The 24,992-nt window shown below is 69.4% G+C and carries 21 protein-coding genes; 12 read left to right on the top strand and 9 right to left on the bottom strand.

Annotated elements, in window-relative coordinates; genetic code table 11:
• The first annotated feature begins 136 nt into the window (after positions 1–136).
• Positions 137–682: a TetR/AcrR family transcriptional regulator gene (locus ACWEEU_RS29080; RefSeq protein ID WP_385751000.1), complete on the top strand. Its 546-nt coding sequence runs from the start codon at positions 137–139 to the stop codon at positions 680–682.
• Between the two features lie 239 nt (positions 683–921).
• Here the strand turns inward: ACWEEU_RS29080 and ACWEEU_RS29075 are convergent, their stop codons facing one another.
• The 3 genes from ACWEEU_RS29075 to ACWEEU_RS29065 all read right to left on the bottom strand — a co-directional run bounded on the left by ACWEEU_RS29075 (position 922) and on the right by ACWEEU_RS29065 (position 4,666).
• Positions 922–1,671, bottom strand: a complete 750-nt coding sequence (locus tag ACWEEU_RS29075) for an SDR family oxidoreductase (protein ID WP_451736388.1) — start codon at positions 1,669–1,671, stop codon at positions 922–924.
• A 269-nt stretch (positions 1,672–1,940) separates the two neighbouring features.
• Entirely contained in the window at positions 1,941–3,698 is a 1,758-nt protein-coding gene (locus ACWEEU_RS29070; protein WP_451736378.1) for an MOSC domain-containing protein, read from the bottom strand.
• A gap of 425 nt (positions 3,699–4,123) precedes the next feature.
• Positions 4,124–4,666 (bottom strand): DUF5709 domain-containing protein, encoded by a 543-nt coding sequence (locus ACWEEU_RS29065; protein ID WP_385750506.1) that lies wholly within the window; start codon positions 4,664–4,666, stop codon positions 4,124–4,126.
• Between the two features lie 356 nt (positions 4,667–5,022).
• On the opposite strand from ACWEEU_RS29065, the gene ACWEEU_RS29060 reads away from it, so the two are divergent.
• Positions 5,023–7,284 carry a SpoIIE family protein phosphatase gene (locus ACWEEU_RS29060; protein ID WP_451736375.1) on the top strand — a complete coding sequence of 754 codons (2,262 nt, stop codon included), beginning with the start codon at positions 5,023–5,025 and terminating at the stop codon, positions 7,282–7,284.
• A 102-nt stretch (positions 7,285–7,386) separates the two neighbouring features.
• On the opposite strand, the gene ACWEEU_RS29055 is transcribed toward ACWEEU_RS29060, so the two are convergent.
• Positions 7,387–8,097 (bottom strand): DUF1275 family protein, encoded by a 711-nt coding sequence (locus ACWEEU_RS29055; RefSeq protein WP_451736373.1) that lies wholly within the window; start codon positions 8,095–8,097, stop codon positions 7,387–7,389.
• Between the two features lie 310 nt (positions 8,098–8,407).
• Positions 8,408–9,667, bottom strand: a complete 1,260-nt coding sequence (locus ACWEEU_RS29050) for an alpha/beta hydrolase (RefSeq protein WP_451736370.1) — start codon at positions 9,665–9,667, stop codon at positions 8,408–8,410.
• Between the two features lie 231 nt (positions 9,668–9,898).
• Between ACWEEU_RS29050 and ACWEEU_RS29045 the strand changes: the two genes are divergently transcribed.
• The 6 genes from ACWEEU_RS29045 (at position 9,899) to ACWEEU_RS29020 (ending at position 15,173) form a co-directional block, all read left to right on the top strand.
• The gene (locus ACWEEU_RS29045) at positions 9,899–10,354 is read left to right on the top strand and encodes a MarR family winged helix-turn-helix transcriptional regulator (protein ID WP_451736367.1); all 456 of its coding nucleotides are present in this window, start codon (positions 9,899–9,901) and stop codon (positions 10,352–10,354) included.
• Positions 10,355–10,713: 359 nt separating this feature from the next.
• Positions 10,714–12,285 (top strand): benzoylformate decarboxylase, encoded by a 1,572-nt coding sequence (gene mdlC, locus ACWEEU_RS29040; RefSeq protein ID WP_451736364.1) that lies wholly within the window; start codon positions 10,714–10,716, stop codon positions 12,283–12,285.
• Positions 12,286–12,481: 196 nt separating this feature from the next.
• Positions 12,482–13,309, top strand: coding sequence for an alpha/beta fold hydrolase (locus ACWEEU_RS29035; RefSeq protein ID WP_385750490.1), 828 nt, complete (start codon positions 12,482–12,484; stop codon positions 13,307–13,309).
• 239 nt (positions 13,310–13,548) lie between these two features.
• Positions 13,549–14,148 carry a sulfite oxidase-like oxidoreductase gene (locus tag ACWEEU_RS29030; RefSeq protein ID WP_451736361.1) on the top strand — a complete coding sequence of 200 codons (600 nt, stop codon included), beginning with the start codon at positions 13,549–13,551 and terminating at the stop codon, positions 14,146–14,148.
• Positions 14,118–14,858: a ferredoxin reductase gene (locus ACWEEU_RS29025; protein WP_451736359.1), complete on the top strand. Its 741-nt coding sequence runs from the start codon at positions 14,118–14,120 to the stop codon at positions 14,856–14,858. The genes ACWEEU_RS29030 and ACWEEU_RS29025 overlap by 31 nt, the downstream gene beginning before the upstream one ends.
• A 12-nt stretch (positions 14,859–14,870) precedes the next feature.
• Complete coding sequence (locus ACWEEU_RS29020; protein ID WP_385750481.1) at positions 14,871–15,173, top strand: DUF6510 family protein; 303 nt, start codon at positions 14,871–14,873, stop codon at positions 15,171–15,173.
• An 88-nt stretch (positions 15,174–15,261) separates the two neighbouring features.
• Here the strand turns inward: ACWEEU_RS29020 and ACWEEU_RS29015 are convergent, their stop codons facing one another.
• A complete protein-coding gene (locus ACWEEU_RS29015) occupies positions 15,262–16,338 on the bottom strand; it encodes an NAD(P)-dependent alcohol dehydrogenase (protein WP_451736356.1) in 1,077 nt (358 codons plus the stop codon).
• A 529-nt stretch (positions 16,339–16,867) separates the two neighbouring features.
• On the opposite strand from ACWEEU_RS29015, the gene ACWEEU_RS29010 reads away from it, so the two are divergent.
• The 3 genes from ACWEEU_RS29010 to ACWEEU_RS29000 all read left to right on the top strand — a co-directional run bounded on the left by ACWEEU_RS29010 (position 16,868) and on the right by ACWEEU_RS29000 (position 20,261).
• Positions 16,868–17,410, top strand: a complete 543-nt coding sequence (locus ACWEEU_RS29010; protein ID WP_451736353.1) for a YbhB/YbcL family Raf kinase inhibitor-like protein — start codon at positions 16,868–16,870, stop codon at positions 17,408–17,410.
• Positions 17,411–17,679: 269 nt separating this feature from the next.
• Complete coding sequence (locus tag ACWEEU_RS29005; protein WP_451736350.1) at positions 17,680–17,820, top strand: hypothetical protein; 141 nt, start codon at positions 17,680–17,682, stop codon at positions 17,818–17,820.
• Entirely contained in the window at positions 17,817–20,261 is a 2,445-nt protein-coding gene (locus ACWEEU_RS29000) for an FUSC family protein (RefSeq protein WP_451736347.1), read from the top strand. The genes ACWEEU_RS29005 and ACWEEU_RS29000 overlap by 4 nt, the downstream gene beginning before the upstream one ends.
• Here ACWEEU_RS29000 and ACWEEU_RS28995 read toward each other — a convergent pair.
• The 3 genes from ACWEEU_RS28995 to ACWEEU_RS28985 form a co-directional block, all read right to left on the bottom strand.
• Entirely contained in the window at positions 20,197–21,111 is a 915-nt protein-coding gene (locus ACWEEU_RS28995) for a DMT family transporter (protein WP_451736344.1), read from the bottom strand. The two genes, ACWEEU_RS29000 and ACWEEU_RS28995, sit on opposite strands and share 65 nt — an antisense overlap.
• A gap of 30 nt (positions 21,112–21,141) precedes the next feature.
• Positions 21,142–22,152 (bottom strand): aldo/keto reductase, encoded by a 1,011-nt coding sequence (locus ACWEEU_RS28990; protein WP_451736341.1) that lies wholly within the window; start codon positions 22,150–22,152, stop codon positions 21,142–21,144.
• Positions 22,153–22,258: 106 nt separating this feature from the next.
• A complete protein-coding gene (locus ACWEEU_RS28985) occupies positions 22,259–22,954 on the bottom strand; it encodes a type 1 glutamine amidotransferase domain-containing protein (protein WP_385744705.1) in 696 nt (231 codons plus the stop codon).
• A 321-nt stretch (positions 22,955–23,275) separates the two neighbouring features.
• On the opposite strand from ACWEEU_RS28985, the gene ACWEEU_RS28980 reads away from it, so the two are divergent.
• Positions 23,276–24,961 (top strand): FAD-dependent oxidoreductase, encoded by a 1,686-nt coding sequence (locus tag ACWEEU_RS28980; protein WP_451736338.1) that lies wholly within the window; start codon positions 23,276–23,278, stop codon positions 24,959–24,961.
• The last annotated feature ends 31 nt before the right edge of the window (positions 24,962–24,992 follow it).

The following is a 24,992-nucleotide window of genomic DNA, read 5'->3' as shown; positions in this document are numbered from 1 at the left end:
CCAGCGCGGGCTTGCCACTCGATAGTAGAGGAATTTCCCGTTACTGCAACATGGGAGTTGCAGTTTCTGTCGAGGATGCGACTCATGTGTCGGATGCTGCGCCCAAAGTGACCGTAGGACGTAGAATCTCCAGATCATGAGAGCTGACGCCGCACGCAATCTCACCGCTGTGCTCCAGGCCGGGGCCCATCTGCTGGCCGAGGACCCGGGCACCTCGATGGCGGCCATCGCCGCCGCCGCGGGAGTGGACCGCACCACCGTCCACCGCCGCTTCGCCAGCCGCGAGGCGCTGCTCAGTGCCGTCTTCCAGGCCAAACTCGACTCCGCCGAACAGGTCCTGGACGAGGCACGCCTCACCGAGGCCCCTGTTCCGGTCGCCCTCCACCGCTACCTGGAGGGGATCATCCCCGTCAGCCGTCAATGGCCTGTCGACACGCGCCGCATGATGCAGAAGGACCCCGAGGCCGGCGTTCGCCGCCAGGAGCAGAGCGCCCGACTCGACGCCTTCGTCCGCCGCACCATCGACGAGGGCTACCTGCGTGCCGGCACCGACGCGGCCTGGGCGCGGGCGGTCCTCGACGGACTCGTCGACACGGCCGCCCACAAGTTCCCCGCCATCGATCCCCCGCAAGCCGCCGACCTCGTCGCCAACACTTTCCTCAGCGGCCTCGGCGCCACCTGACGACCGAGCGGCCCGACCGCGATGGCCCGAGGCGACCTCTGACAACTCGCCCATCGACGGTTCGGACTCTCAGCCGTGCGGATCGACCTGCGGACGCGACAACGCGCTTGGGCGCGTACGAACGCCCCGGACCGTGAGCGGTCCGAGGCGCGTCCGCACATCCGGATTCGGGCGCCGGACATTCCGCGGCGGGATCCCTCTGGCCGGGATGTCCCCATGCGACGAGGGCGGCCCGACGGTCAGATCTGGTTGAGCCCGCCGTCGACGAAGAGTTCGCTGCCAGTGATGAAGCTGCTCTGGTCGGAGGCCAGGAAGAGAGCTGCCGCGGCGGCTTCCTCAGGGCGCCCCATACGACCGAGGGGCACCTGGCTCGCGAAGGCTGACTGGAGTTCCGCTGCCTGCTCCGCATCGGGGGCCAGGCCCGTGATGCCAGGCGTGTCGATGGGGCCAGGCACCAGGGTGTTCACCCTGACCTGGCGACCCCTGAGTTCGTTGGCCCAGGTGCGAGCGAACGAACGGATGGCGGCCTTGGACGCGGCGTAGACTCCAAAGGCCTCTGTCCCCGTGGTGGCGGCCGTGGAGCCGGTGAGGATCACCGAGGCGCCGTCGTTGAGCAGCGGAAGTGCTTTTTGTACGGTGAACAGCGTCCCCCTGACGTTGGTCCCGAAGGTCATGTCGATGTGCTGCTCGGTGACTTGTCCGAGCGTGGCGAACTCCCCACCACCGGCATTGGCGAACAACACGTCGATCCCGCCGCCCCGGTCAGCGACGGCGGCGTAGAGACGGTCCAGGTCGGCCGGGGCGGCGACATCGCTGCGGATGCCGACGGCGTTCTCGCCGATCGCCGCCACGGCGTCGTCGAGCACTTCCGGGCGGCGGCCGGTGATGAATACGAACGCGCCCTCGGCAGCGAAACGCCGGGCGGCGGCCAGCCCGATACCGGTGGTTCCGCCGGTGATCACCGCGGTTCTGCCTTCCAGCTGACCCATCGTTGTCTCCTCGTGCTCTTCGGCCATCTCCAGCGCGGACACTCTCCGTCCGTGCTCTGTTTCCTTGAGGGTCCTTTACCGACGGAGCCGGCATCGTGAGGCGCAACCCGGGAGGTCGGACGAGGGTGTTCCGTGATCCTGAACCGGTGCCATGGGCCGGTTCACGGACGTCCCTTCGGCCGCACTGTGAGCGAGGGCGCAAGGGACGCGGAGCCGGCTACGCGCTCATCGCCTCGAAGGGCTACAGCGTCCACCACGCCACGGCGCGCTCACAGGTCCAGAACAACCTCCCCGGCCGGTTTGGAGCAGCAGATCAGGATGTTGCCCTCGCCCGGGGGCTCGACCGGCTCGGGTGCGTAGTCGACGGCCCCGGACATCAGGGCGAGTTCGCAGGTGTGGCACACCCCGGTGCGACAGGACCACTGGACGGGAACGTCGCAGGCCTCGGCGAGTTCGAGCAGGGAGTCCTTGGTGTCGTCCCAGGGGACGTTGAGGCCGCTGCGGGCGAAGGACACCTGCGGGCCGGTGCCTGCCGGACCCGGAGGCTGGTGTGGTGCAGGCGCCGCCGCGGCGCCTTTGATGCCGGGTGTGATGGCAGCGCCGGAGCCGAAGATCTCGGTGTGGACGCGGGCGGCGTCGAGGCCGTGGTCCACCAGCGCGGCGGTGACCGCGTTCATGAAGGCGGCCGGCCCGCACAGATACGCGTCGGCGTCGGTCGGCAGGCCCAGACCGCGGACGAGTTCGGGCGACAGGTGACCGGCAGCGGCGTAGTCGACGCCCAGCCGGTCGGCACTGGTGGGCTTGCTGTAGTAGACGGCCGATCGGGCATCGGGCAGCGACGCGATCAGGTCGCGGCTTTCCTGGGCGAAGGGGTGCTCCGTGCCGTCGCGGGCACCGTGCAGCCACCACACCTGGCGGGCGGAGCGATCGCGGGCGAGGGCGTGCAGCATGGCCAGGACCGGAGTGGCACCGACCCCGGCGGACAGCAGGACCACCGGATTGTCACCGTCGGCCAGGCAGAAGGTGCCGCGGGGCGCCGCGGCCTCCAGCCGGTCGCCGGGGCGGACGTGGGCTCTCAACTCGTTACTGGCGGCACCGTGGGGTTCGGCCTTCACGCTGATCCTGTAGGTGGCCGTCCCCGGCTCCCCGGACAACGAGTAGCTGCGAATAAGGGGCGGAACGTCTCCGTCGGGACGGACCTTGACGGTGATGAACTGGCCCGGCCGTGCGGCCGGGAGCGGGGATCCGTCGGCGGCGGCCAGCCGCAGCGAGAAGACGCTGCGGCTCTCGGGCCGTACGTCCGTGACGGTGAGGGGCCGGAATCCGGGCCAGGCGGGCGGGGGTGCCGTGGCTGCGACGCTGAGCCCCGCGCTGCCGGAGGAATCACCGGCTGCCCGGTGGTCCTCCTGTTCCAGGAGGGTCGTCATGGAGCTCTGCCAGCCGGGGCTGAGGGCGGGTATCCGAAGAGCCCTTTCCACCTGCTCGCGGGTGTGTCCGGACAGGTAGAGCACGCCGTCGAGCTCCGCGACCGTCATGGTCTCCGGGCCAGTGGACTCCTTGACGATGTCCTGCCCGGCCTCCACCTCGCCCTCCTCGATGACACGCAGGTAGAAGCCGGGCCGGTGGCGGGCCACGAGGAGGGCCGCCATCCGGGGTTCCCCCATGCGCAGACCCACCCGGTAGCACGTGACCCGGGGCTGGGTGACCTCGAACAGCGCCGCGCCGATGCGGTAGCGGTCACCGATGCACACCTCGTCGTCGGGCAGTCCCTCGACCGTGAAGTTCTCCCCGAACACGCCGGGAGTGAGGTCATCGCGCCCCAACTCCTCCTGCCAGAAACGATAGGAGTCGAGCTGATAGACCAGCACCGCCCGCTGCTCGCCACCGTGCCCGCCGAGGTCTCCCTGACCGTCCCCGTCGATGTTCAGCCGCCGCACCATCCGCGGTCCGGCCACCGTCTGCTTGTAGACGCCGGTGTGCACCGTCCTGCCGTGCCAGCGGACGTCCGCGGGCATCCCCACGTTCACTGCTCTCAGTGTGGCCACCACGCCACCCTTCCCGGGGTGCGCGCCTCCCGGAATGAACCTCGGCCTCGGGCAGGTCACGGGAGAACGCCCGCGCGCCGTCAAGGTCCGACCGGTGATGACACGAGTGAGTGAGCGGTCACCGCACAGGCTCGCGTGCGTTCCGCGTTTTCAAGGCTAGACCCGACTCCGGGACGCTACAACGCGGCGGCACCGACCCGGATGTCCTTCAGCCGGCCTGCTCCACATTCGGTTCACCGTCCGTTGCCGCTCCGCACGTCGTCCAGGGTGTGCCCCGGGAAAGTGCCCAAGGAAGCGGTCGCCGTGGGATGGCCCGACTCCGGTCCGGGCGTTCAACGCGGCGGTGCTGCATCGGAGTTCAGCGACGACAAAGCTGCGGCAGATCGACCGTCCGCGGGACCGACTCTTCAGTCCTGCCGGTGCCGACGCCGGGGGCGGGGATACAGCAGGGGATCGTCCGGAGGGATGGGTTCGTCGTCGGGCGGCGAGAAGTCGTCGCCGGTGACGTGGGCGGCCGCCTCCTCGGCGCTGGCCGCTCCACCGTCGATGCCCATGTCGTAGGCGACTTCGTCCTTCTCGGTGTCGGGATGCGCGCCCTCGTCCGGGGCCATCAGGCGGCCGGCGCGCGCCTCACCTGCCTCCGGGTCGATGAGTTCGCCGTCACCGCCGGGCAGGTCGCCCACCCCGTCACCCTCCGGCTCCCGTACGTCCGGCTCTTCCTGGACCAACCGCTGGTCGAGGCTCTCGCCCGCTCGCTGCTCGGCCGCGGTGGTGCCGTACTTGGTGACGCCGAGTGGTTTCTCCGGCGGGGAGTACCCCTCGTCGAGAAGCTCGTCATAGCTCGGTTCCTCGACCGCGTCCTCGAGGTCGTCCAACCGCGCGGCGTCCTCTTCGCGCACGTCGTTGTACGTCGGTTGGTAGACGTCGTCGGCCATCGGATCGTTGTCCACGGGTGGCCTCCCTCCATGGAGTGGCTCTCAGGAACGTCGACATCCGCGTTTCCGTGTATGGCCGTCCCAATCAAACTGCCCGGCCGGAAACCGCGTTGCACTCCGGAAAGTGAGCGGATGATTACCCTCCGCTCAAGCTTGCGGGGTCACTCCGCACACCCACACAGGGCGTGACCGGTCTCGATGTCACAGCGAAGAAAGCCGACCACGTCTCACCGCCTTGATGGAAGCTGACGAGTACCTGGCACGCCGCCCACCGAGGTGAGCGGCACCGCCGGCTACCTCACTATGAAAGGGGACGCCTGTGCGTGGACCAGGGTGGAGGTGTGGCTGCGATGTCGAGGGGTGCCCTGCTCATGCGCATTGCGGACGACGGGCGGATCGTCGAGTGGTCCGCCCGGGCCGCGGATCTGCTCGGCCGGTCCAAGGAGCGGGCCGAGGGCCGCACTGTGACCGAGTTGGTGGGCGGGGACGACGGTGTCACGGGACACGGCGCCCTGCTGACGGCTCTCGGCGCGGTGTCAGTGCGGCCAGTGGTGTCCGGCGGCTCGCTGATCTGGGAGGTACGCGACGGGGAGTGGGACGAGACCACCGCCCGCGACCGGGCCGTCTTGCAGACCCTGTTCGTCAGCTCACCGATCGAACTGGTCGTCGTTGACGGCGACCTGCGCGTCGTCCAGCCCCGGAGCGGCAGGCTCGAAGCGGCGCCGAGCGCGGACGGCGTCCCGGCCGGCCAGGACTTTCCTGAAGCCCTGGGCCTTGAGGATCCCGAGAAAGAGCGCGCGGTGGCATGCCGGGTCCTGAGGACCGGGGAGCCGGCGCTACGACGCCATGTACGGGCCACACCGAAGGCGGGCACGCGCCGTCCTGTGGACTATTCCCTGTCGTACATGCGCCTCGAAGGGGCGGACGGCGAGGTGCTGGGCCTCGTCGTCTCGGCGCTCGACGTGACCGAGCAGAAGCGGGCACTGCGGCGGCTGAAGCTCCTGGAGCACGTACGGGCCACCGTGGGCGAGCGGCTCGAAGTGGTGGCTGTGTGCCAAGAGTTGGTGGACGCGGTCGCCCCGCTGTTCACGGGCGTCGTGGTCGTCGAGGTCATTGAGGACGTCATCCGGGGCGAGGAGCCCCCTCTGGCTCCCGTGGACCACGACGTGCCGCTGCGGCGGGCCGCCTTCAAGGGGACCGTGTCGGCTCACACGGTGGGGGACGTGCGTCGGCTGCCGGATGGCACGCCCTTCGCCCGTGTCCTGAACGACCTGCGGCCCAGGCTCGTCACCGTGACGAAGGACAGCCCTTGGCTGTCGGCGGACCCGGCACGGGCCGACGCCATCGACCGGTCGGAGGCGCACTCACTGATTGTCACGCCGCTCACCGTGCGCGGCCAGGCGCTGGGGGTGGTCAGCTTCTACCGGCACCGGGACGAGGAGCCCTTCGACGAGGACGACATCGCGCTGACCTCCGACCTCTGTGCCCACGCGGCCCTGTGTATCGACAACGCCCGCCGTTTCACCCGCGAGCGGACGATCGCCGCGACCGTGAAGCGCAGGCTCCTGCCCCAGCGGACGTCGGAACCGTCCACGATCGCCGTGGCATCCATGCACATCCCGGGGCCGGGCGGCGGAGGCGCGTGGTTCGACGCGATCCACTTGGCCGGCGGCCGCACCGCGCTGGTCCTCGGCGACGTGGTCGGCCGGGGTGTCGCCACCGCGACCACGATGGGACAGCTCAGAACGGTCATTCATGCGCTGGCCGCACTGGACCTGGAGCCCAACGAACTCATGGCACGGCTCAGCGACACCGCGGTGCAGCTGGCTTCCGAGCGGGCGGCGCTGCCCGCCGGCGACCCGCTGCACCGTGAGCCCCTGACCGCCGGCTGCCTGATCGCCGTGTACGACTCGGTCGAGAACACCTGCACCATCGTCCGCGCCGGCCTGTCCGAGCCGTACCTGGTACGCCCCGAAGGCGCTGCGGAGACCATGTGCGTGCCGGGTGGCCCGGTGCTGGCCGGGACCGACCGCGCCCCCTTTCCCGCGACCGAGTTCCCGATGCCGCCCGGCAGCGTCCTCGCCGTCGGCAACGAGGACCTGCTGCTGAATGAACCCGCGTTGTGTGCCGTACTGCGTGAGGGAGGGGAGCTGCCACTGGACGAGTTGAGCGACAGACTCGCCTACACGCTGCGGGACCGCCACGAGACCGAGAAACTGCTGCTCCTGGCGCGCGCGAAAGGGCTGCCCCCCGACCAGGTGCTGACGGTGCCGTTGGCCGAGGATCTGGCAGCAGTCCCGGAGGCCCGGGCGGTGGTGCACCGACAACTCGACGAGTGGGGCATCGGCGCTGACGACGCGTTCACGACGGAACTCGTCGTCAGCGAGCTCGTTGCCAACGCGCTGCGCTACGGCGCCCCGCCCTACCGGTTGCGTCTCGTCCTCGATGAGCGTCTGACCTGCGAAGTCCGCGACGTCGACGACAGCGTCCCCCATCTGAAGCACGCCCGCGCGGTCGACGAGGGCGGCCGCGGCCTCTTCATCGTCGCAAGCCTCGCCGAAGAATGGGGCGTCCGATACCACGGGGAGGGCAAGACGGTGTGGGCGCAGCAGAGCACGGGTACGGCGAGGTAGTCGCGGTCGTCGCGCACGATGTTCGCTGGGTCGAGGCGTCCTCCGCCGGCCGGGGGCGGTCGCGAACCGGACTCGGGGCGCAAACGGTGTCGGCGGCCGCCTTCAGGAACGGCCGGCGGAGCCGTGCCGGCGGGCACCGAGGGGTGCGCAGGCGACGGCAAGCGCGCACAGCATCAGGACGACGGGCGGGAGGGCGGCCCACGCGCGTGCTTCCTTCAGCAGGGCGGCGGAGACGCCGGCCCCCGCGACCAGTCCGGCGAACCGCAGAGGCACCCAGACGCCCTGGCGTCCGCCGTGGACACCCTTCACGATGTAGGTGGCCAACGTGCCGGTCAGATAGGTGGTGGGCGCCGCGGTGTGCCCGGCGGCCACCATGGCGGCGGACTGTGCCCCCATGGCGAGCCCCGCTCCGACCTGCATGACGTACCGGGTGGTCTCACCTGGTCTGCCGCCGGTGAGCCCCCAGACCAGGGCGCCCACGGCCAGGAGGACCGCCTCGGCGGCGAGGACGACCACGACGCACCGGGGCCAGCGCGTGGCCGCGGTGGCGCTTCCGCGTGTGTGCCAGGCGCCGATCAGCACGCCCAGACCGAATCCGGCCAGGGCCAGAACGGCCGCCGTCACACCGACGGACTCGCCCCGGCCGACGGCCATGCCGAGCAGGGCGAGGTTGCTCGTCATCACCCCCGCGAAGACCCGCTCGAGGCCGAGGAAGGAGACGGACTCCAGGGCACCGGAAGCCGCCACCAGCAACATCACGGCGATACGCAGGGACCGTTCCGAGCCGGACTTCGATCCGATGTGCTGCTCCACCGTTCCCCCGGGGGCTCAAGGCGTCACTTGGGGCGACCCATCGTAACCCTGTGTCAGGGACGGGCGCGGCAACGGAAGGAGGTGCCCCTTCGGCGTGCGAGTTGCCGGCCGTCACATGGCGGCGGCGCCCGGCCGGGTCCTTCCGGCCGGGCGCTCGGTGGCCGCGGCCCTGCTGGGGCAGCCGACAAAGGCGATGGGCATCGTCACGGGCGGACCCTGCACGACGCGCACGGCGTCGTCGGCCTGCGCCAGAGGCCGACTCGCTTGCGGGGCCCACAAGTCCCGCGCGCGCTGATCTGCCTGCCGCAGATCAGTCGGCCTTGGCGGCTTCCGTGATGATCGCGGGCGTGGCCCCGAGCCACCAGGTCGGGTTGGCGGTGCCGTCGGTGGTGCCGCCGTCACGGTGCACGTAGAACCGCTCGTCGCGGCCGGGCTCCGACAACTCGCCGTTCAGCACGCGCTCGACCCACTCGGCGCCGAAGCGGAAGACCTCCGCGGCGACGCCGCCCAGCGGGTGGAACTCGTTCTCGTAGACGCGCATCTCCTTGGGAGCCCGAATCCGCTCGTAGGTGGCGAGCGCCTGCTCCAGCTGGGTCAGTTCGTCGAACTCGCCGATACCGAAGAGCACCGGACAGGTGATGTCGCCCACCAGGTCACCCAGCGGCATCTGCGAGGCGAGTTCCCGGTCGAAGCTCTCCTCGTCGCTGTAGTCGGCCATGTACATGTAGTTGCTCTTGAACGTCGGCTGGGCACGCTCGAAGATCGTGTGGAAGTCGCCGGAAACGGCTTCGAACGCCGCGAGGGCCTTCAGGCGGGGGTCGGTCGCGGCGGCGCGGCAACCCCAGTAACCGCTCATGCTGATGCCGAACATGCCGATCTTCTCGGCGTCCACCTCGGGCAGCTCCGCCAGGAAGTCGATGTACCGGGAGAGGGCACGCTCGTAGTTCGTCAGATCGACCGCGAGGCCGTTGGCACGGGTCTCACCCTGGCCCGGACCCTCGATGGACAGGGCCACGATGCCGCGCGAGGTGTAGTAGCGCTCGGCCGCGTAGATGTAGTCCTCCTTGATCATGTCCATCCCCGGCCCCAGGATCACGGCCGGGGCGCCCTCGACCCGGCCGGCCGGGAGGTGCAGCAGCGCGAAGATCTGCTGGCCCTCGAAGTCCAGGACGACCCGGCGCACGCGGTCGTCGCGCAGGGCGCCGAGACGCTCGACGCAGTGGTTGGCGCGCGTGCGGAATGCGGCCTTGCGCGGGTCGGCGGCGTCGAAGACGGAGTACTGGGCGCGACCCCACATCACGGCCGCCCGCAGGTAGAGGTCGGCGGCGGTCTGCCTGAAGCCCTGGCGCTCGTGGTGCGCGGCGCGCTCCTCGGCCTGGCCCGCCACCGTCGCCCACGCCTTCGGCATCATCGCGCCGGAGGAGACGAGGTCGAAGACCTTGTCGAAATCGGTGTGGTCGTGTCCGAGCTGCTCCAGCGTGCCCTTCGCCCCCGGGTGCAACGCGTCGAATCCTCCCTGCGCCAGCGCGATGTCCAGCGCCCAGCTCTGCCCGGTCGAGCGAACAGTCATGATCTTTCTCCTAGCTCTCTTCCCGTTTCACGCCATAGGTGACATTTCAGTACTTAATTGTGGCTGCGAGTGGCTTCGGATACCCGGAGGCTCCGACAGTCGTGGTCCTCGGCGTGAGACGACCCCTGTCGACCCGCCAATAACTAAGTACTTAATCTAGTAACCCGTGAACTACCGTTCTTGTCAAACCGGGCGCGAGACGCTTCGGAGAACTACGCGGAGAAGAAGGTCATGACCAGCACCGATGAGCCGGAGCGCCGCGAGGCGATGAGCGAGCTGTCCCGCGCCGCCTACAGCCTCAGCGCCGCCGACGCCCGGCTGCGCGGCCGGGCCACACGCAGCCCCGGCGCCCTGTCCCTCACCCATGCCCGCGCCCTGCGCGTCCTGGCCGAGCGCGGGCCGCTGTCCATCACCGAACTCGCCGAAGGGGTCGAGACCACGGGGCCGGCGGCCACCCAGCTCGTCAACGGCCTCACCAAGGTCGGATACGTGGAGCGCGAACCCGATCCGGCGAACCGCCGTGCCGTGATAGTGGAACTCACCGCGAAGGGGCGTCGGCGGCACGAGGAGCGCGAGCAGGTCCTGGCCGAAGCCCTGGACCGGTCCCTGTCGCACCTCGATGCCCGGGACCTGGCCACTGTCGCCGACACCCTCAGGCGCCTGGGGAAGATCTACGACGAACTGTAGGCTCGCCGAAGCGTCCTGGCCGCGGTCCGGGCCCCGCGAGGGACCATCCCGGCGACTCGCCGACTGCGACAGGTTCCTCGACGCTCCCGCCGGCAAGAAGGCGCTCCCGCGGGCCCGCTCGGCGTCGCCGTCGTGATGCGGGCCGGCCGGTAATGGCGCGCAGCCGCGCATCGTCTTCGACGCGGGTCCGGGCCGGTTCGAAGGCGCCCTGCGTCGGCGACCGGGGTGGAGCCCGCCGCCCGTCGGCAGGGCGGGACGCGCCTGCCCCATAGGCGGCAATGTCCGGACTGTTGCTCAATAATGCAGACCGCAAGGGTAAGACCGTAGCCAGTGACTACTCTGGGTGAGGGACGATTGCCGTGCTCACTGTCAGTGATGCCTTCTACCGGGTCCTTCGCCGTCACGGCGTGACGGCCGTCTTCGGGAATCCCGGCTCCAACGAGCTGTCGTTCCTGACCGGCCTGCCGGACGACATTCCGTACTACCTCGTCCTCCAGGAGGGCGCCGCGATCGCGATCGCCGACGGCTACGCGCAGGCATCCGGCACGATCGGTTTCCTGAACCTGCACGCCGCCTCGGGCACCGGCAACTCGATGGGATGCATGACCAACACCGCCGACTGCCATACACCGATGGTCATCATGGCCGGGCAGCAGGCGCGCCGCTACGTGCCGGTCGGGGCGATGCTCACCAACGTCGACCCGGTCAAGCTCGGCGACCCGCTGGTGAAGTGGTCGGGCGAGCCGCTGCGGCCGCAGGACGGCCCCGCACTGGTCTCCAAGGGGCTGATGCTCGCGAACTCGGCACCCCGCGGCGTGGTGTACCTGTCCGTCCCCCTGGACGACTGGACCCAGCCGGCCGAGGACGGCGCCCTCGAACTGCTCGCCCAGCGTGAGGTCATAGGGGACCCGGTGTTGTCGCAGAACACGGTGGACACCCTGGTCGAAGCGCTGAACGGCGCCTCGGCGCCGGCTCTCGTACTGGGCCCCGGCGCCGACACGGAGGAGGGGTTTTCCGCCGCGGTCGCGCTGGCCGAGCGCGCCCGGCTTCCCGTCTGGATCGCGCCCAGCCCGCCCCGCTCGCCCTTCCCGACCCGGCACCGCTGCTACCAAGGGCAACTCCCCTCGTCCGCAGGAGCGGTCGCGGACATCCTGGGGCGGTACGACACGGTGGTCTGCTTCGGAGCGCCCGTCTTCCGCTACCACGCACCGAGCGACGACGACTTCCTGCGGCCCGGTGTGAGCGTGCACGCGGTCACCGACGACCCCGACGAGGCGGCACGTGCGCCGTTCGGCCGCATCGCGATCGGTGACCCCTCGGACGCGCTCGTGCGGGTCGCCGCGGCGGTCGCCGAGAGCGGCCGTGCCTGGCCGCCGGCCCGCACCCTGCCCGAAGCCGACACCAGCGGCCCGCACTTCACCGCGGAGGCCATCCTCGACGCGATCGACCGCGGCAAGACCGACGACACCGTCATCGCCCTGGAATGGACCTCCTCCGACCGACTGCGCGACCGCCTCACCATCACCCGCGCCAAGTCGCTGTTCTACTGCGCCGCCGGAGGTCTGGGCTGGGGGCTGCCCGCGGCCATCGGACTGCGCCTCGGCCGCCCCGACCGTCCCGTGGTCGCGCTGATCGGCGACGGTGCCATGCAGTACACCCCCGCGGCGCTGTGGACCGCGGCCCGCCACCAGGTGGCCGTGACCTACGTCGTCTGCACCAACACCAAGTACCGGGCCCTGGAGGAGTTCTCCGAACTGCTGCACGTCCCCAAGGGCGAGTACCTCGACATCTCCGGACTCAACGTGCTGGACATCGCCCGCGGCTACGGCCTGGAGACGCACCGAGCCGAATCCCTGGACGACCTCACCGACTACATCCGGCAAGGGACGACCGCGAAGGGCCCCCGCATGGTGGAGATCCTCCAGCGCTGAACACGGATCCCGGTGCCGACGAGCCGGATCAGTACTGCGCCATTAGTGTTGATCCGGGGCTTAATGCCGCGAACCTGCTGGTCGGAAAGCCTGTCAGAGGTCCTGGCCCGCTTCAGTGGCGCTGCGGCTGAGCCCAATCCCCCCAAGGGGCGCGTTGGAAGCATGCATTGCCAGCGGATCGAGAAGGACACCGGACATGCCATACGCACAGGCGAAGGACGGCACGCAGATCTTCTTCAAGGACTGGGGCAGTGGCCAGCCCATCGTGTTCTCCCACGGGTGGCCCCTGACCGCGGACGCCTGGGACCCGCAGATGAAGTGGATGGCCGACCACGGGTTCCGGGTCGTGGCCCACGACCGTCGTGGCGGAGGGCGCTCGGGGCAGCCCTGGGAAGGAAACGACCTCGACACCTACGCCGACGACCTGGCTGCCGTCCTCGAGGAACTCGACCTGCACGACGTGGTCCTGGTCGGACACTCGACCGGAGGCGGTGAGGTCACCCGGTACATCGGCCGCCACGGTACGGGCAGGGTCGCCAAAGCAGTGCTGGTGGGAGCCATTCCTCCGTTGATGCTGAAGACGGAGGCCAACCCCGAGGGCCTGCCGATCGAGGTCTTCGACGAGATCCGTGAGGGCGTCGCCAAGGACAGGTCGCAGTTCTACAAGGACCTCAGCGGCCCGTTCTACGGTGCGAACCGTGATGACTCCACGGTTTCCCAAGGCACCCGTGACCAGTTCTGGCTGTGGAGCATGACGGTGGGCATCAAGGGCGCCTACGACTGCGTCAAGGCGTTCTCCGAGACCGACACCACCGAGGATCTCAAGAAGATCGACGTCCCCACGCTGATCGTGCACGGCGACGACGACCAGATCGTGCCCATCGTGGCTGCGGGCGACAAGAGCTCCAAACTCGTCAAGGGAGCGGTGTACAAGGTGTACGAAGGGGCCCCGCACGGTCTCGCGATGGTGCCCAGGTTCGCCGAGCGGTTCAACGCCGACCTGCTGGAATTCGTGCGCAGCTGAGGCGGTCGAAGGCAGCCCCGCCGTGAGCATGGCGGGGCTGCCTCATGCCTTGGCCGCGATCGCGACCGGTGGCAGCCGCCCGATGTGGTGTGACTGCTCCAGCTCCGCGCACGGCGGCTCGGGCCCGGCTCTTCACCGAAGCGATCCGTGTTCCCGGTTGCGACGCTCGTAGCGCCGTAGCCATGCTGGTGGGTGAGGCACAAGCTCGCTGTCGGACGGCTGGCAAGGGCGTGATCACTATGGCGGTCGTTTCGCGTGGCTTCCGCGGGCGCAGGTCGGGACGCGCCGATCGCCTGCCGCCCGGACAGTACGAGACCTTCGACTTCCCGGTGCTGTCGACTGGTCCGACCCCGCATGTGTCCCTCGACGACTGGGAGTTGGAGGTCGTCTCGGAGGACGGTCGCCGACGGGTCTGGGACTGGGCGAGCTTCATGGCGCTGCCGTCCGAGGACTTCACCGTGGACATCCACTGCGTCACCAAGTGGTCCAAGTTCGACACCCGTTGGCGCGGAGTCTCGCTCGACGTGCTTCTGGAGGACGTGGTGACGGCCGCCGGCCACACCCGCGTGTACTGCTGGGGCGGCTACACCACCAACCTCCCCCTGGAGGACCTGCTCAACGGCCGGGCATGGATCGCCCACACCTTCGACGGCGAGCCGCTGGAAGCAGAGCACGGAGGTCCGGCCCGGCTGCTGGTTCCCCATCTCTACCTGTGGAAGTCCGCCAAGTGGGTTCGCCGGATCACGCTCACGCCGGAGGACGACCCTGGCTTCTGGGAGAGCGTCGGCTATCACAACTACGGAGACCCATGGAGAGAACAGCGGTACCGAGGAGACTAGGACGCCTGCGCTGGTCCGCCGCCGAGGTGATCGAGCGGCACGCCGAATCCGCGACCGCCGCGTCCCTCACCCTGGACGTCCCCGACTGGCCCGGGCACCAGGCGGGCAGCCACCTGGACCTGCGCCTCACCGCCGAGGACGGCTACAGCGCCCAGCGCAGCTACTCCATCGCCTCCGCCCCGGACGACTCACTGGTGGGCCTGACCGTGCAGCGGGTGGACGACGGAGAGGTCTCGCCCTATCTGGTCGACGAGGTGATGCCGGGGGATCTGGTGGAGGTACGGGGACCGGTGGGCGGATGGTTCGTGTGGCAACCCGAACAGAGCGAACCCGTTCTGCTGGTGGCCGGCGGCTCCGGACTGGTGCCGCTGATCAGCATGATCCGGGCACGCTCCGCCGCTGACAGCCGTGCCCCGTTCCGCCTCGTCTACTCGCTGCGCACACCGGCCGACGAACTGTTCGGCACGGAGTTGCGCCGGCCGCCGCCCGGAGTGGACGTCTGGCGCGTCTTCACCCGCTCCGCCCCGGCGCCGTCGCGTCGACCGGTCGGCCGCCTCACTCCCGAGGACCTCGTCACGCACGGCTGGCCCCCGGACTTCGAACCGACGGTCTACGTCTGCGGTCCCACCAAGTTCACCGAGACGGCCAGTGCGTACCTGGTCGGTCTGGGCCACGTACCCGAGCGGATCCGCACCGAACGCTTCGGCTGACAGGAGGTCGGCATGTCACCGCGAAGGGCAGAACCCGAGTCGCCGGAGCGACACCGTCTGGACGGCAACGCGCTGGCCGGACCGCTGTCGGAACTGTTTGCCGTCGACGTCACCGTCGCCACGTGCCGTTGCGAGCACTGCGGCGCCGAAGGAAGCGTGAGCACGCTCCAGTTGTACAACCGGGCGCCCGGACTCGTCGCCCGCTGCCCCTACTGCGAGGGTGTCGTCCTGCGCTTCGTCCGCACCGACGATGCCGCGTACCTCGATCTGCGGGGGGCCGTCATGCTCCAGGTGCCGCTTCCCGTGACCGACTGACGCCACGCGGTCTGTGGTCACGTGGACGTCGGCGCGACCGCAGGTGGCGGCTCGCGCTCGTGTCGTGCGGTCGTCGGCCGCGGTTCGGCTAGTCGTCGAAGACGATGACCAGGCGGCCGACGACGTCCCCTCGGCCGAGAGCTTCGAGGTTCTCGTTGACGTCCTCGAGCTTGACCTTGGTGACATCGTGTTCGACGAGACCCTTCTCGGCGAGCGAGAGCACCTCGACCAGATTCGCGTGATTGCCCCAGAAGGAACCGAGGTAGGTGCGCTCGGTGCCCACGAAGGGGAACTGGGCGATGCTGACGTGATCGCTCATCAGGCCGACGCTCGCCACCACTCCCTCCGGGCCGAGCAGGTCGAACGCCATCGGGATGGACTGCTCGCTGCCGACGCAGTCCAGGACGGCGTCGAAGGTCGCGCTGCCGGTGAGGTCCTCCAGTTCGCTCTGGATGGCCTCGGTGGACTTGTCCCTGACGTTGATCCCGTAGTCGGCGCCGTTCTTCTTCGCCACGTCGAGCTTGCTGTCGGACCGGGCCAGAGCGACGACGGTCGCGCCGCCGCCGAGCAGCTTCGCGTACTGGACGCCGTAGCTGCCGAGGCCACCGATGCCGGTGACGCCGACCACCCGGCCGGGGCCGATCTTTCCGGTGTCCCGGAGCTTCTTCATCGCCCGGAAGGGGGTGAGGCCCGCGTCGGTCATGGGGGCGAGCAGTTCGGGCCGCTTGGCGGCTTCCTCGGAGACCGGGATGGCGTGGTTGTACTGCACCGGCATGTACTCGGCGAACCCGCCCTGCGGGCCGAAGCCGACCCACCGGCCGTTACCGCTGCACAGCTGTTCGTTGCCCTCCCGGCACTGGCGGCATGTGCCGTCGCCCCAGCTCGGATTGACCACGACCATGTCACCCACCGCGTAGTCGACCGTGTCCGGGACCTCACTGCCGAGCCCGACCACGCGGCCCGCCACCTCATGACCCGGGATGTAGGGAAAGTCCACGGGGAAGGGGCCCTTGAAGTAGCCGTCGAGGAGTTGGTAGTCGCTGCGGCACATACCGACCGCGGCCACCTTGATCAGGATCTCGTCCGGCCCGGGTTCGGGTACGGGGACCTCTTCGATCCGGAGCGGTTCGTTGTACCCGTGCATGCGGGCTGCGCGCATCTTCATGGAGTAGCCGCCTTGTCTCCCGGGGTGAACGAGGTCGCGGAGCGGTCGCCGGCCGCACGCCGATATCACTGCAACCGATTCCATTGAATCCAGAATCCTGCACGGCTCCCTCGCCGCGCAACCGGGGACCTGGCGCATTGAAATCCGATGGAATATGGGCGCCAATCGGTCTCCGATCCCGACGCGGGTAGAGGCAGTTGGCCACGCGGTTGTCGTGCTCGGCCATTTCGCGTCAGGGCAGGTGGCGCCCGGCGGAACTGCGCGGCGCAATTGACGTCGCCACGGGCGGCGATCGTCGTTCAGCGCCACCGCGCGGACGAGTGGGCACCGGGGCAAGAGCTCCCGTCTGCCGGTCGAGGTCCGGATTGCCGACCCGGAACACTGCTCCTAGCGTTGAATCACGGCCGCCGCAGCCGCAGTTGCACCGCCGGTGCGCCCGCGGCGGATTCGGTCGCCTTCACGGCTCGCGCAGCGGTGACGCCGGGCGGTCGCCTCCAGCAGATCACCTTCAGCGGATCATTCGCCGCGTATGCGAGAGGCCGTCATGATCAAGCCCTATGGTCCGTACGACCATGTCCCGCCCATTCCAGCCTTCTCCCTGACCTCGCACTCCGTGGCCCATGGCGCGCCGCTGGCCGTCGAGCAGGTGAGCGGTGTCCTGGGGGCGGGCGGAGCGGACGTCTCCCCACAGCTGAGCTGGTCGGGATTCCCCGAGGAGACCCGCAGTTTCACCGTCGCCATGTTCGACCCTGACGTACCCACCGCCTCGGGCTTCTGGCACTGGGCCGTGGCCAATCTGCCCGCCTCCGTGACCGAGCTCCCCGCCGGTGCGGGAGACGGGAGCGAACTGCCCGGTCACGCGGTGACGCTCGCCAATGACGCCGGCCACCGACGGTACCTCGGTCCGGCGACACCCCCCGGGAACGGCCCTGACCGCTACTTCCTGGTGGTGCACGCCGTCGACGTGGAGGAGCTGGAGGTGTCCGGGACGACGACCCCCGCGCTCATGGACTTCCTCCTGTTCACCCACGCGATCGCGCGAGCCTCCATGTTCGCCACGTACGAGAGATGAGGCACGGGGACGGGCGAGAGAGGCAGGGCGCGGGCCGAGGGCAGCGCGACCGGGAATGCCGAACAGAACAGGAATGCCTTTTATCGGGAATATGAGTGCCACGCCCGGCGCTTTTCCATTGGGGAAAGCGGTTATTTCCGGCGCCGTGATCGTGACGTATTCAAGAACTTGCCGGTCTCGGATGCCGCTCGTACCCTTATCGATATGGCCATCGCATCAACGAATCCGGCTAAGGACGCGCACTGTTCGCGCGCGATGTCCGGTCGGGCATGGCCTTCGGCGACGGCCACACCACCAGCTACCCGGAGATCCCCCTCGGCGGAGTCAACCGCAGTGGCTACGGCCAGGAACTGTCGGACCTCGGTATGCGCGAGGTCATGAACGCCACGAGCGTCTGGGTGGGCGGGTGACGAGAGGGAGACGTGACGGTGGGCGCATCCGCCCCGGCCGGACTCCGGGCGGCGCGCTCACGTGGCTGCGCGGTCGCGATCCGGGACTGGCGGCGCTGCGCCGGGCGCTGCGGGCGGCGATCCTGACACCCTCCGTCCTGGCCGTGACGTACTTCGGTCTGGGCCGGCCGGACATCGCGGTCTTCGCGGCCTTCGGCTCGCTGGTGCTGACGCTGTTCGTGGACTTCGGCGGCCCGATGCGCGAGCGGATCGCCGGACAGGCGGCGCTGATCCTGGCCACCACGGTCATGATCTGCCTGGGCACCCTGGCCGGCCAGACGCTCTGGCTGACGGGAGCGTTGACCTTCGTCCTCGCGTTCTGCGTCCTGTTCTCCGGGATCGTCAGCTCCGCCTTGGCCAGCGCGACCATGTCACTCCTGTTCGCCTACATCCTGCCGGTGACGCTGGGCGGGCCCCTCGACTCGATCCCCGAGCGCACGATCGGGTGGGTGGTGGGCGGGGCGGCCTCGATGATCGCCGTCACCCTCATGTGGCCGGCCCCCGCCAGGGAGCCGCTGCGCGCGGCCGCCGCCCGGGCCTGTGCCCTGCTCGCCGGCAGACTGCGCGCCGAGGTCGACTGTGCCCCCGACCCGACCGCGCACGAACAGGCCCTCGAAACCGCGGTGCGACAGGCGGAGGAGGGCGTGGCCGAGTTGCGGAAGACCTTCTACGGCACCCCGTACCGGCCCTCCGGGCTGTCGCTGGCGTCCCGGGCCGTGGTCCGGCTGGTGGACCAGGTGATCTGGCTCGGCTGCGTACTGCACCAGGACCCGCCGAGGAGCAGGGACCGGCTGAGCGAGCTCATGGTGTGCGAGACCAAGATGGCGACGGTGGAGCTCCTGGACCACAGTGCGACGCTGCTGCAGGCCGATGTCTCGGTGCCGCACGGTCTCGATCCCTACGTCACCCGGCTCGAAGAGGCTCGGGCGAGACTGGAGGAGTCCATGATCGGGCTCCTGCCCCGGCGGTCCGCCGCCCCGGTGACCCGCGCCGACCGGGGGAGCGGGCCGGCCCGCGCTCCCGGGCCGACCGACGCCTTGATCGGTTGGCTCGGGCCAAGTCTCCGGGTTCAGAACATGAGCTTCGTCGTGCGTGCGATCGCGGGCAACGTCCAGCTCGCCGTCACCGCGCGGCAGCGCAGCAGGCGGGACCGGCTGCTCGGCCGTCGTCCTCCGGGGAGCGACTCCGCCCTGTCCTCCGCACAGGAACGCTTCGCGGCACACCTGAGCCGCAACTCCGTCTGGCTCCACAACAGCCTGCGCGGGGCGGCGGCGCTGAGTCTGGCAGTGGTGATCGCCCACCTGACCGGTCTGGACCACGCCTTCTGGGTGGCCTCCGGCACGCTCGCCGTCCTGCGCTCCAACGCCGTCAGCACGGGCCAGACGGTCCAACGGGCCCTGCTCGGCACGGTACTCGGATTCGTCGTGGGCGTACCCCTCATCCTGGTGCTGGGCGCGCATCCCCTCGTTCTGTGGCTGCTGCTGCCCCTGGCGATCATCCTCGTGGGGATGGAGGCCGCCGTCACCGCGTTCACCGCCGGACAGGCCGGGTTCACCGTCGTGCTGCTGGTCCTGTTCAGCATCATCCACCCCGAGGGGTGGCAGCTCGGACTGGTCAGGATCGAGGACGTGGCCCTCGGATGCGCGGTCAGCCTGGTGGTCTGCCTCCTGTTCTGGCCACTGGGTGCCGCGGCCGCACTGGGCCGGGTGCTCTGCGACGCCCTCGGCGACGGCGCGCGGTATCTGCGCAGTGCCGTCGTGACGGGGCTGGCGCTCTGCGACAGGGCAGGAGCCTCGCAACCGGCTTCCTGCGAAGACGACCGGCGGCGGGCGCTGGCCTCAGCCCGCCGGCTCGACGACGCGTTCCGCGAGTACCTGGCCGAACGCGGCACCAAGCACCTCGCCCTGGCCGACGCGACCGCGCTGGTGGACGCGGTCACCATCCTCCGGCTGACCGCCGGCGCCGTCACCGATCTGTGGTCACGCGCGGGACGCGCCCCCGAGAACGGCCGGGCGGCGGCCGGACACGAGATCCTCGACTCGTGCGAGTCCGTCACCTCGTGGTTCGAGTCGGCCGGCCGCGCGCTGGCCGGGGAGGGGGACGCGCCCGGTCGCCCGCCGAGTCGTCCCGTCGTGGCCGCGGCCCTTCACGAGAGCGTGAGCCACGATCTGACGGCGGGCACGGAACAGGGAGCGGCGACGGCCGTGAGGATGGTGTGGACGGCAGACCACCTCGACACGATGCGCCGCCTCCAGGCGGAGATCGACGGTCCCGTCCGTGCCGCCGCGGCGTCCATGCGGCGACAGCGCGCACGAGGGCGCAGGCTCCGCGCGGACGTCACAGGGCTTCGGCCGCCGACCGCCCGTGCCGGGGCTCGTCCCGGTTCCCCTCCGCGGGGTTGACACACCTGGTGAGGCAGCGGGTGCGGGAGAGCGCGAACACCCCGTAGACCACCAGAGCCGCTCCCGCGAGCGCCGGGACGAGCCACCAGCCGCCGCGGGGCGACTCAGCGTAGAGCGTCACCCCGAGGAAGAAGCTGACCGAGGCGTCACCGAGCGTCAGCGCCGGCTGGGAGCCGATGAGGGGGCCTCCCTGCATCGCATAGCCGAGCAGAAGGACGGACAACGACCCGGCGATCGCGAACGCGTAGGTCTGCCAGGCAAGGAAGAAGCCCGCCGCTCCCTCCTGGGACAGGACGTACATCGAGGACTTCACCAAGGCTGCCGTGAGCGCGTTGCCGATCGCCGCAGCGAGCGCCAAGTAGGCGGCCCGCGCGGCTCCTTGCGGGCGCCGCAGTCCGAGGACGACGAACGCCGCGCCGAGTCCGCCGAGGACGAGGAGCGTCGGCACCCACGCCATGCCCGGCACCTGGGGCCGTCCCCCTGAGGGAGCGGCCGCGAACAGAGCGACGGCGAGGCCGGCGAAGATGCAGATCACGCATCCCCATGCCTTCCGCGAGACTCCGGCCCGGAACACCACGCTGCCGAAGACGAGAGCCAGCGGCAGTTCGAGGATGAAGATCGGCTGGACGGTGGCCAGCGACCCCGAGAGGAGGGCGAGGGCCTGGAACAGCGCGGCGAGAACGGTGCCCAGAATCCCCACGAACCAGGCCGGGTTGTGCAGCAGGTCGCCGACGAGGCCCAGTCCCCGCCCCCGGGAATCGGGCACGTGGACCACTGCTCGCCGTTGCAGCACCGTGCCCAGGGCATTGCTGGCAGCGGCCAGGACGGCGAAGACGACCCCGAGGATCATTCCGGTCGCACCGCCTCCGCGTTGGGGACTTCAGGCGCCGCCGGGCAGGGGTGCCAGTGGGCTGACGAGGCCGGCTTCGCGCAGTTCCCGCCAGAACTCGACGGGGACGTCCGCGCCCAGGGCGGAGAGATCCTCGCTGATGCGACCGGGTTTGGTCGCGCCGGGGATGACCGCGTCGCTCACCGGGTGGGCGAGGGAGAACTGGAGCGCCGCGGCCTTGATCGGGACGCCGTGCCGGTCGGCGATCTCCTTGATGCGCTTGACCCGTTCGACGATCTCCGGGGGCGCGTCCTGGTACTCGAAGTTGGTACCGCCGGCGAGGATGCCCGAGCTGTAGGGGCCGCCGACGACCATGCCGACGTCCTGCTGTTCCGCCATCGGCAGGAGCCGTTCCAGGGCGTGCGCGTGGTCCAGCAGGGTGTACCGGCCGGCCAGCAGGAAGCCGTCGGGCTTGGGCTCGTCCAGTTCGAGGGTGATCTCGACGGGTTCGGTGCGGTTGACCCCGAGCCCCCAGGCCCTGATGACGCCCTCGTCCCGCAGACGGGACAGGACCCGGAAGGCACCCGTCCGCGCCTCCTCGAACTTGCCGAGCCATTGGTCGCCGTGGAAGTCCTGGGCGATGTCGTGCACCCAGACGATGTCCAGCCGGTCCACTCCGAGACGTCGCAGGCTGCCTTCGATGGAGCGCTCGGTCGCGTCGGCCGTCCAGTCGTGCACGATCTTGTTGGGCCTCCCATGAGCGAAGAGATCGCCCTTGTCGCCCAGGTCCCTGTTGCCGGACTCGACCTCGTCGAGGATCACCCGGCCCACTTTCGAGGACAGCACGAACTCGTCCCGCGGCTTCTCCGACAGCAGTTCGCCGAGGCGGATCTCGGCGAGTCCGGCACCGTACAGCGGCGCCGAGTCGTAGTAGCGGATGCCCTGGTCCCAGGCCGCGTCGAGCGTCGCCGACACCTCTTCGTCCGAGACCGCGCGGAACATGTTCCCGAGGGGGGCCGTGCCGAAGCCTATGCGCCCCGGGAGTATGTGTTCGAGGGCCATGGCTGGTTCCCTTTCGGGTGCTGGAGGTCGGTGTCCCGTCCGTGGCCGCTCCGGGACCGGCGGCCGGTGAATGCGACGGCGTCACGTCCCGTGCCCGGCGGAATCCTCAGGTGAGAACCTTGAGCATTTCCTCGGCCAGCGGTCCGGACGACGCGGGATTCTGACCCGTGTGGAGAGTGCGGTCCACCACCGTGTACGGCTCCCACACCGGGCCCCGCGAGTACTCCGTGGGCAGCTTCTTCAGCTCGTCCTCGAGCAGCCACTTGGCCCGGTCGGCGAATCCGACACCGGCTTCCTCCTCGTTGCTGAACCCGGCCACACGGTAACCGGCGAAGGGTGTGGTCCCGTTCTCGTCACGGGTGGCGAGGAGCGCGGCCGGAGCGTGGCAGACGATGCCCAGAGGTTTGCCCGACGCCAGGGTCTCGCGCAGCAGCCGGGCGGAGTCCGCGTCGGAGGAGAGATCCTCCATCGGCCCGTGCCCTCCGGGGTAGTACACCGCGTCGAAGTCGTCGATGCCGACCTGGTCGAGGCGCACCGGATGGCGCAGCTCCTCGGCCGCCTCGATGGCGGACTCCAGCTGCAGGGAGTTCTCCTCGCCGCCGGTCATGCTCGGCCGCAGGCTCATCGTGTCCACGACGGGGACGACTCCTCCCGGCGTCGCGACGGTGACCTTGTGTCCGGCCCTCGTGAACGCGGTGTAAGGCGCCACGAACTCCTCGGCCCAATAACCGGTCGGGTGGCGGTGACCGTCCCGGAGTGTCCAGTAGCTCGCACCAGTCATCACGAAAAGAATGTCAGCCACGAATCTTCTCCTCATTTATTTGAAGGTAGGGGTGACGAGTCGTCGGATGGCGGCTTCCGGCAGTCCCACTCAAGCTAACGCGGCAGGAGAACGGCAGCAACTCGCACAATGAGGCCTTCATCAAGGTGCGGCGAACAGGGCGCGAACAAGGTGCTGCCGTCCAATAATCCGGCGTGCTCGTCCAAGTGGAATATGGCGGCGAGATCGCGCGGTATTTACGGAGGGTGCCGATTTCGCGCCCCGGGTGCCATGTCTCCCCGTGCGGGAGCACACTGGTGGCATGGGGAGCCGGGGCACCCGGTACACCGACCTGCTCGGGAGATGGACGACATGACGAGCGATGACGGTTCTGTCCGGGTCAGCATGGACGAGGACACCTTTCCGGTGCTTTCCGAGGACCAGGTGAACCGGGTCCGTGAATACGGAAGCGCCGACACATTGGAGCGGGGGCAGATCCTCTACAGTCGCGGAACGACGGGTTTCGATTTCTTCATGATTCTGGACGGAGTGATCGACATCTACCAGGAGGGAAACCCTGGTGATTCCGTCGAAGACCGGACCGTCGCCGTGCTGGCCGCGGGACAGTTCACCGGTGAGCTGTCCCTGCTGCATCGACAGAAATCGCTCGTACAGGCGGTGGCGCGCGAGGATTGCGCCGTAATTCGCCTGCGCCCGGCCCAACTGCGGACATTGATAGCGAACGAGCCCGACATTGCGCAAATTGTCCTCCAGGCGTTCATGCAACGGCGGCTGCGATACGTTCACATGGGTCTCGGAACCGTTCTTCTCGCGGGTCCTGCCGATTCGGGCGACATGCTGAGGATCCGTAGTTTCCTGGACCGCAGCAACTACCCGGTGCGCCAGATCGACCCCGGTGAGGCCGAGACGGCCGGAGTGCTGCGGGACTACGGCGTGAAGCCCGACGCCCGCTGGCCGGTCGTCATCTGCCGCCCCGGAACGTACATGCAGAATCCGGAGATCTCCGAGGTGGCGGAATGCCTGGGACTCAGAGAGAACATCGGTGATCTGGGAACGGTGGACGTGGCCGTGGTGGGTGCTGGGCCATCGGGCCTCGCCGCCGCGGTGTACGCGGCATCGGAGGGGCTGAGCACGGTCGTCGTCGAGTCCACGGCTCCGGGAGGGCAGGCCGGAACTTCGTCGATGATCGAGAACTACCTCGGGTTCCCGCTCGGGATCAGCGGAAGCGATCTGGCGACACGTGCCCAGGTGCAGGCTATGAAGTTCGGGGCACATATCGCCCTTCCGTACACCGTGGAGAGGCTCGACTGTTCCGGAAACCCGCTGACTCTCCGGATGGGCGACGGGGAGGCGCTGTCCGCCCGTACGGTGATCGTTGCCACTGGCGCCCACTACCGGCGTCTCGATCTGCCGGAACTGCCTCGTTTCGAGGGCAATGGCGTTCACTATGCCGCGACGGCTCTGGAAGGGGCGTGCTGTCAGGGCGAGGAGGTGTTCGTGGTGGGCGGTGCCAACTCGGCGGGTCAGGCCGCGGTGTTCCTGTCCCAGGTCGCGGAGCACGTACGCATGCTGGTTCGCGGGGCGGCGCTCTCGAACTCGATGTCGCAATACCTGTCCAGACGCATAGACGCGGCGGCCAGGATATCCGTGCATACGAGGAGCGAGGTCGTCGAACTGCGGGGAAAGGGGCATCTGCAGCAAGTGCGCTGGAGGGACAACTGCACGGGTGAGTCGCAGGTAACGCCCAGTTCCAACGCTTTCCTGATGCTCGGGGCCGTACCGAACACGTCATGGCTGACGGGCTGCCTGGAGACCGACGAAAAGGGATTCATCCGCGTGGGCCATCAAGTCTCCGACACCTCGGCCTTCCCCGCGGACGGCCGCCCCATGGATTTGGAATCGAGCGTGCCGGGCGTATTCGCTGTCGGTGATGTCCGCTCGGGGTCGGTCAAACGTGTGGCTTCTTCGGTGGGTGAGGGTTCGGTCGTGGTGGCCGCCGTCCATCGTGCGCTGGAACTGCAGAGGTAGGCGAGATCCGCGATACGGAAAGCGCAGGACA

Source organism: Streptomyces sp. NPDC005004 (assembly GCF_053600675.1).
The sequence above is the reverse complement of the archived record's forward strand: the minus strand, read 5'-3'. Positions and strand labels throughout refer to the sequence as shown.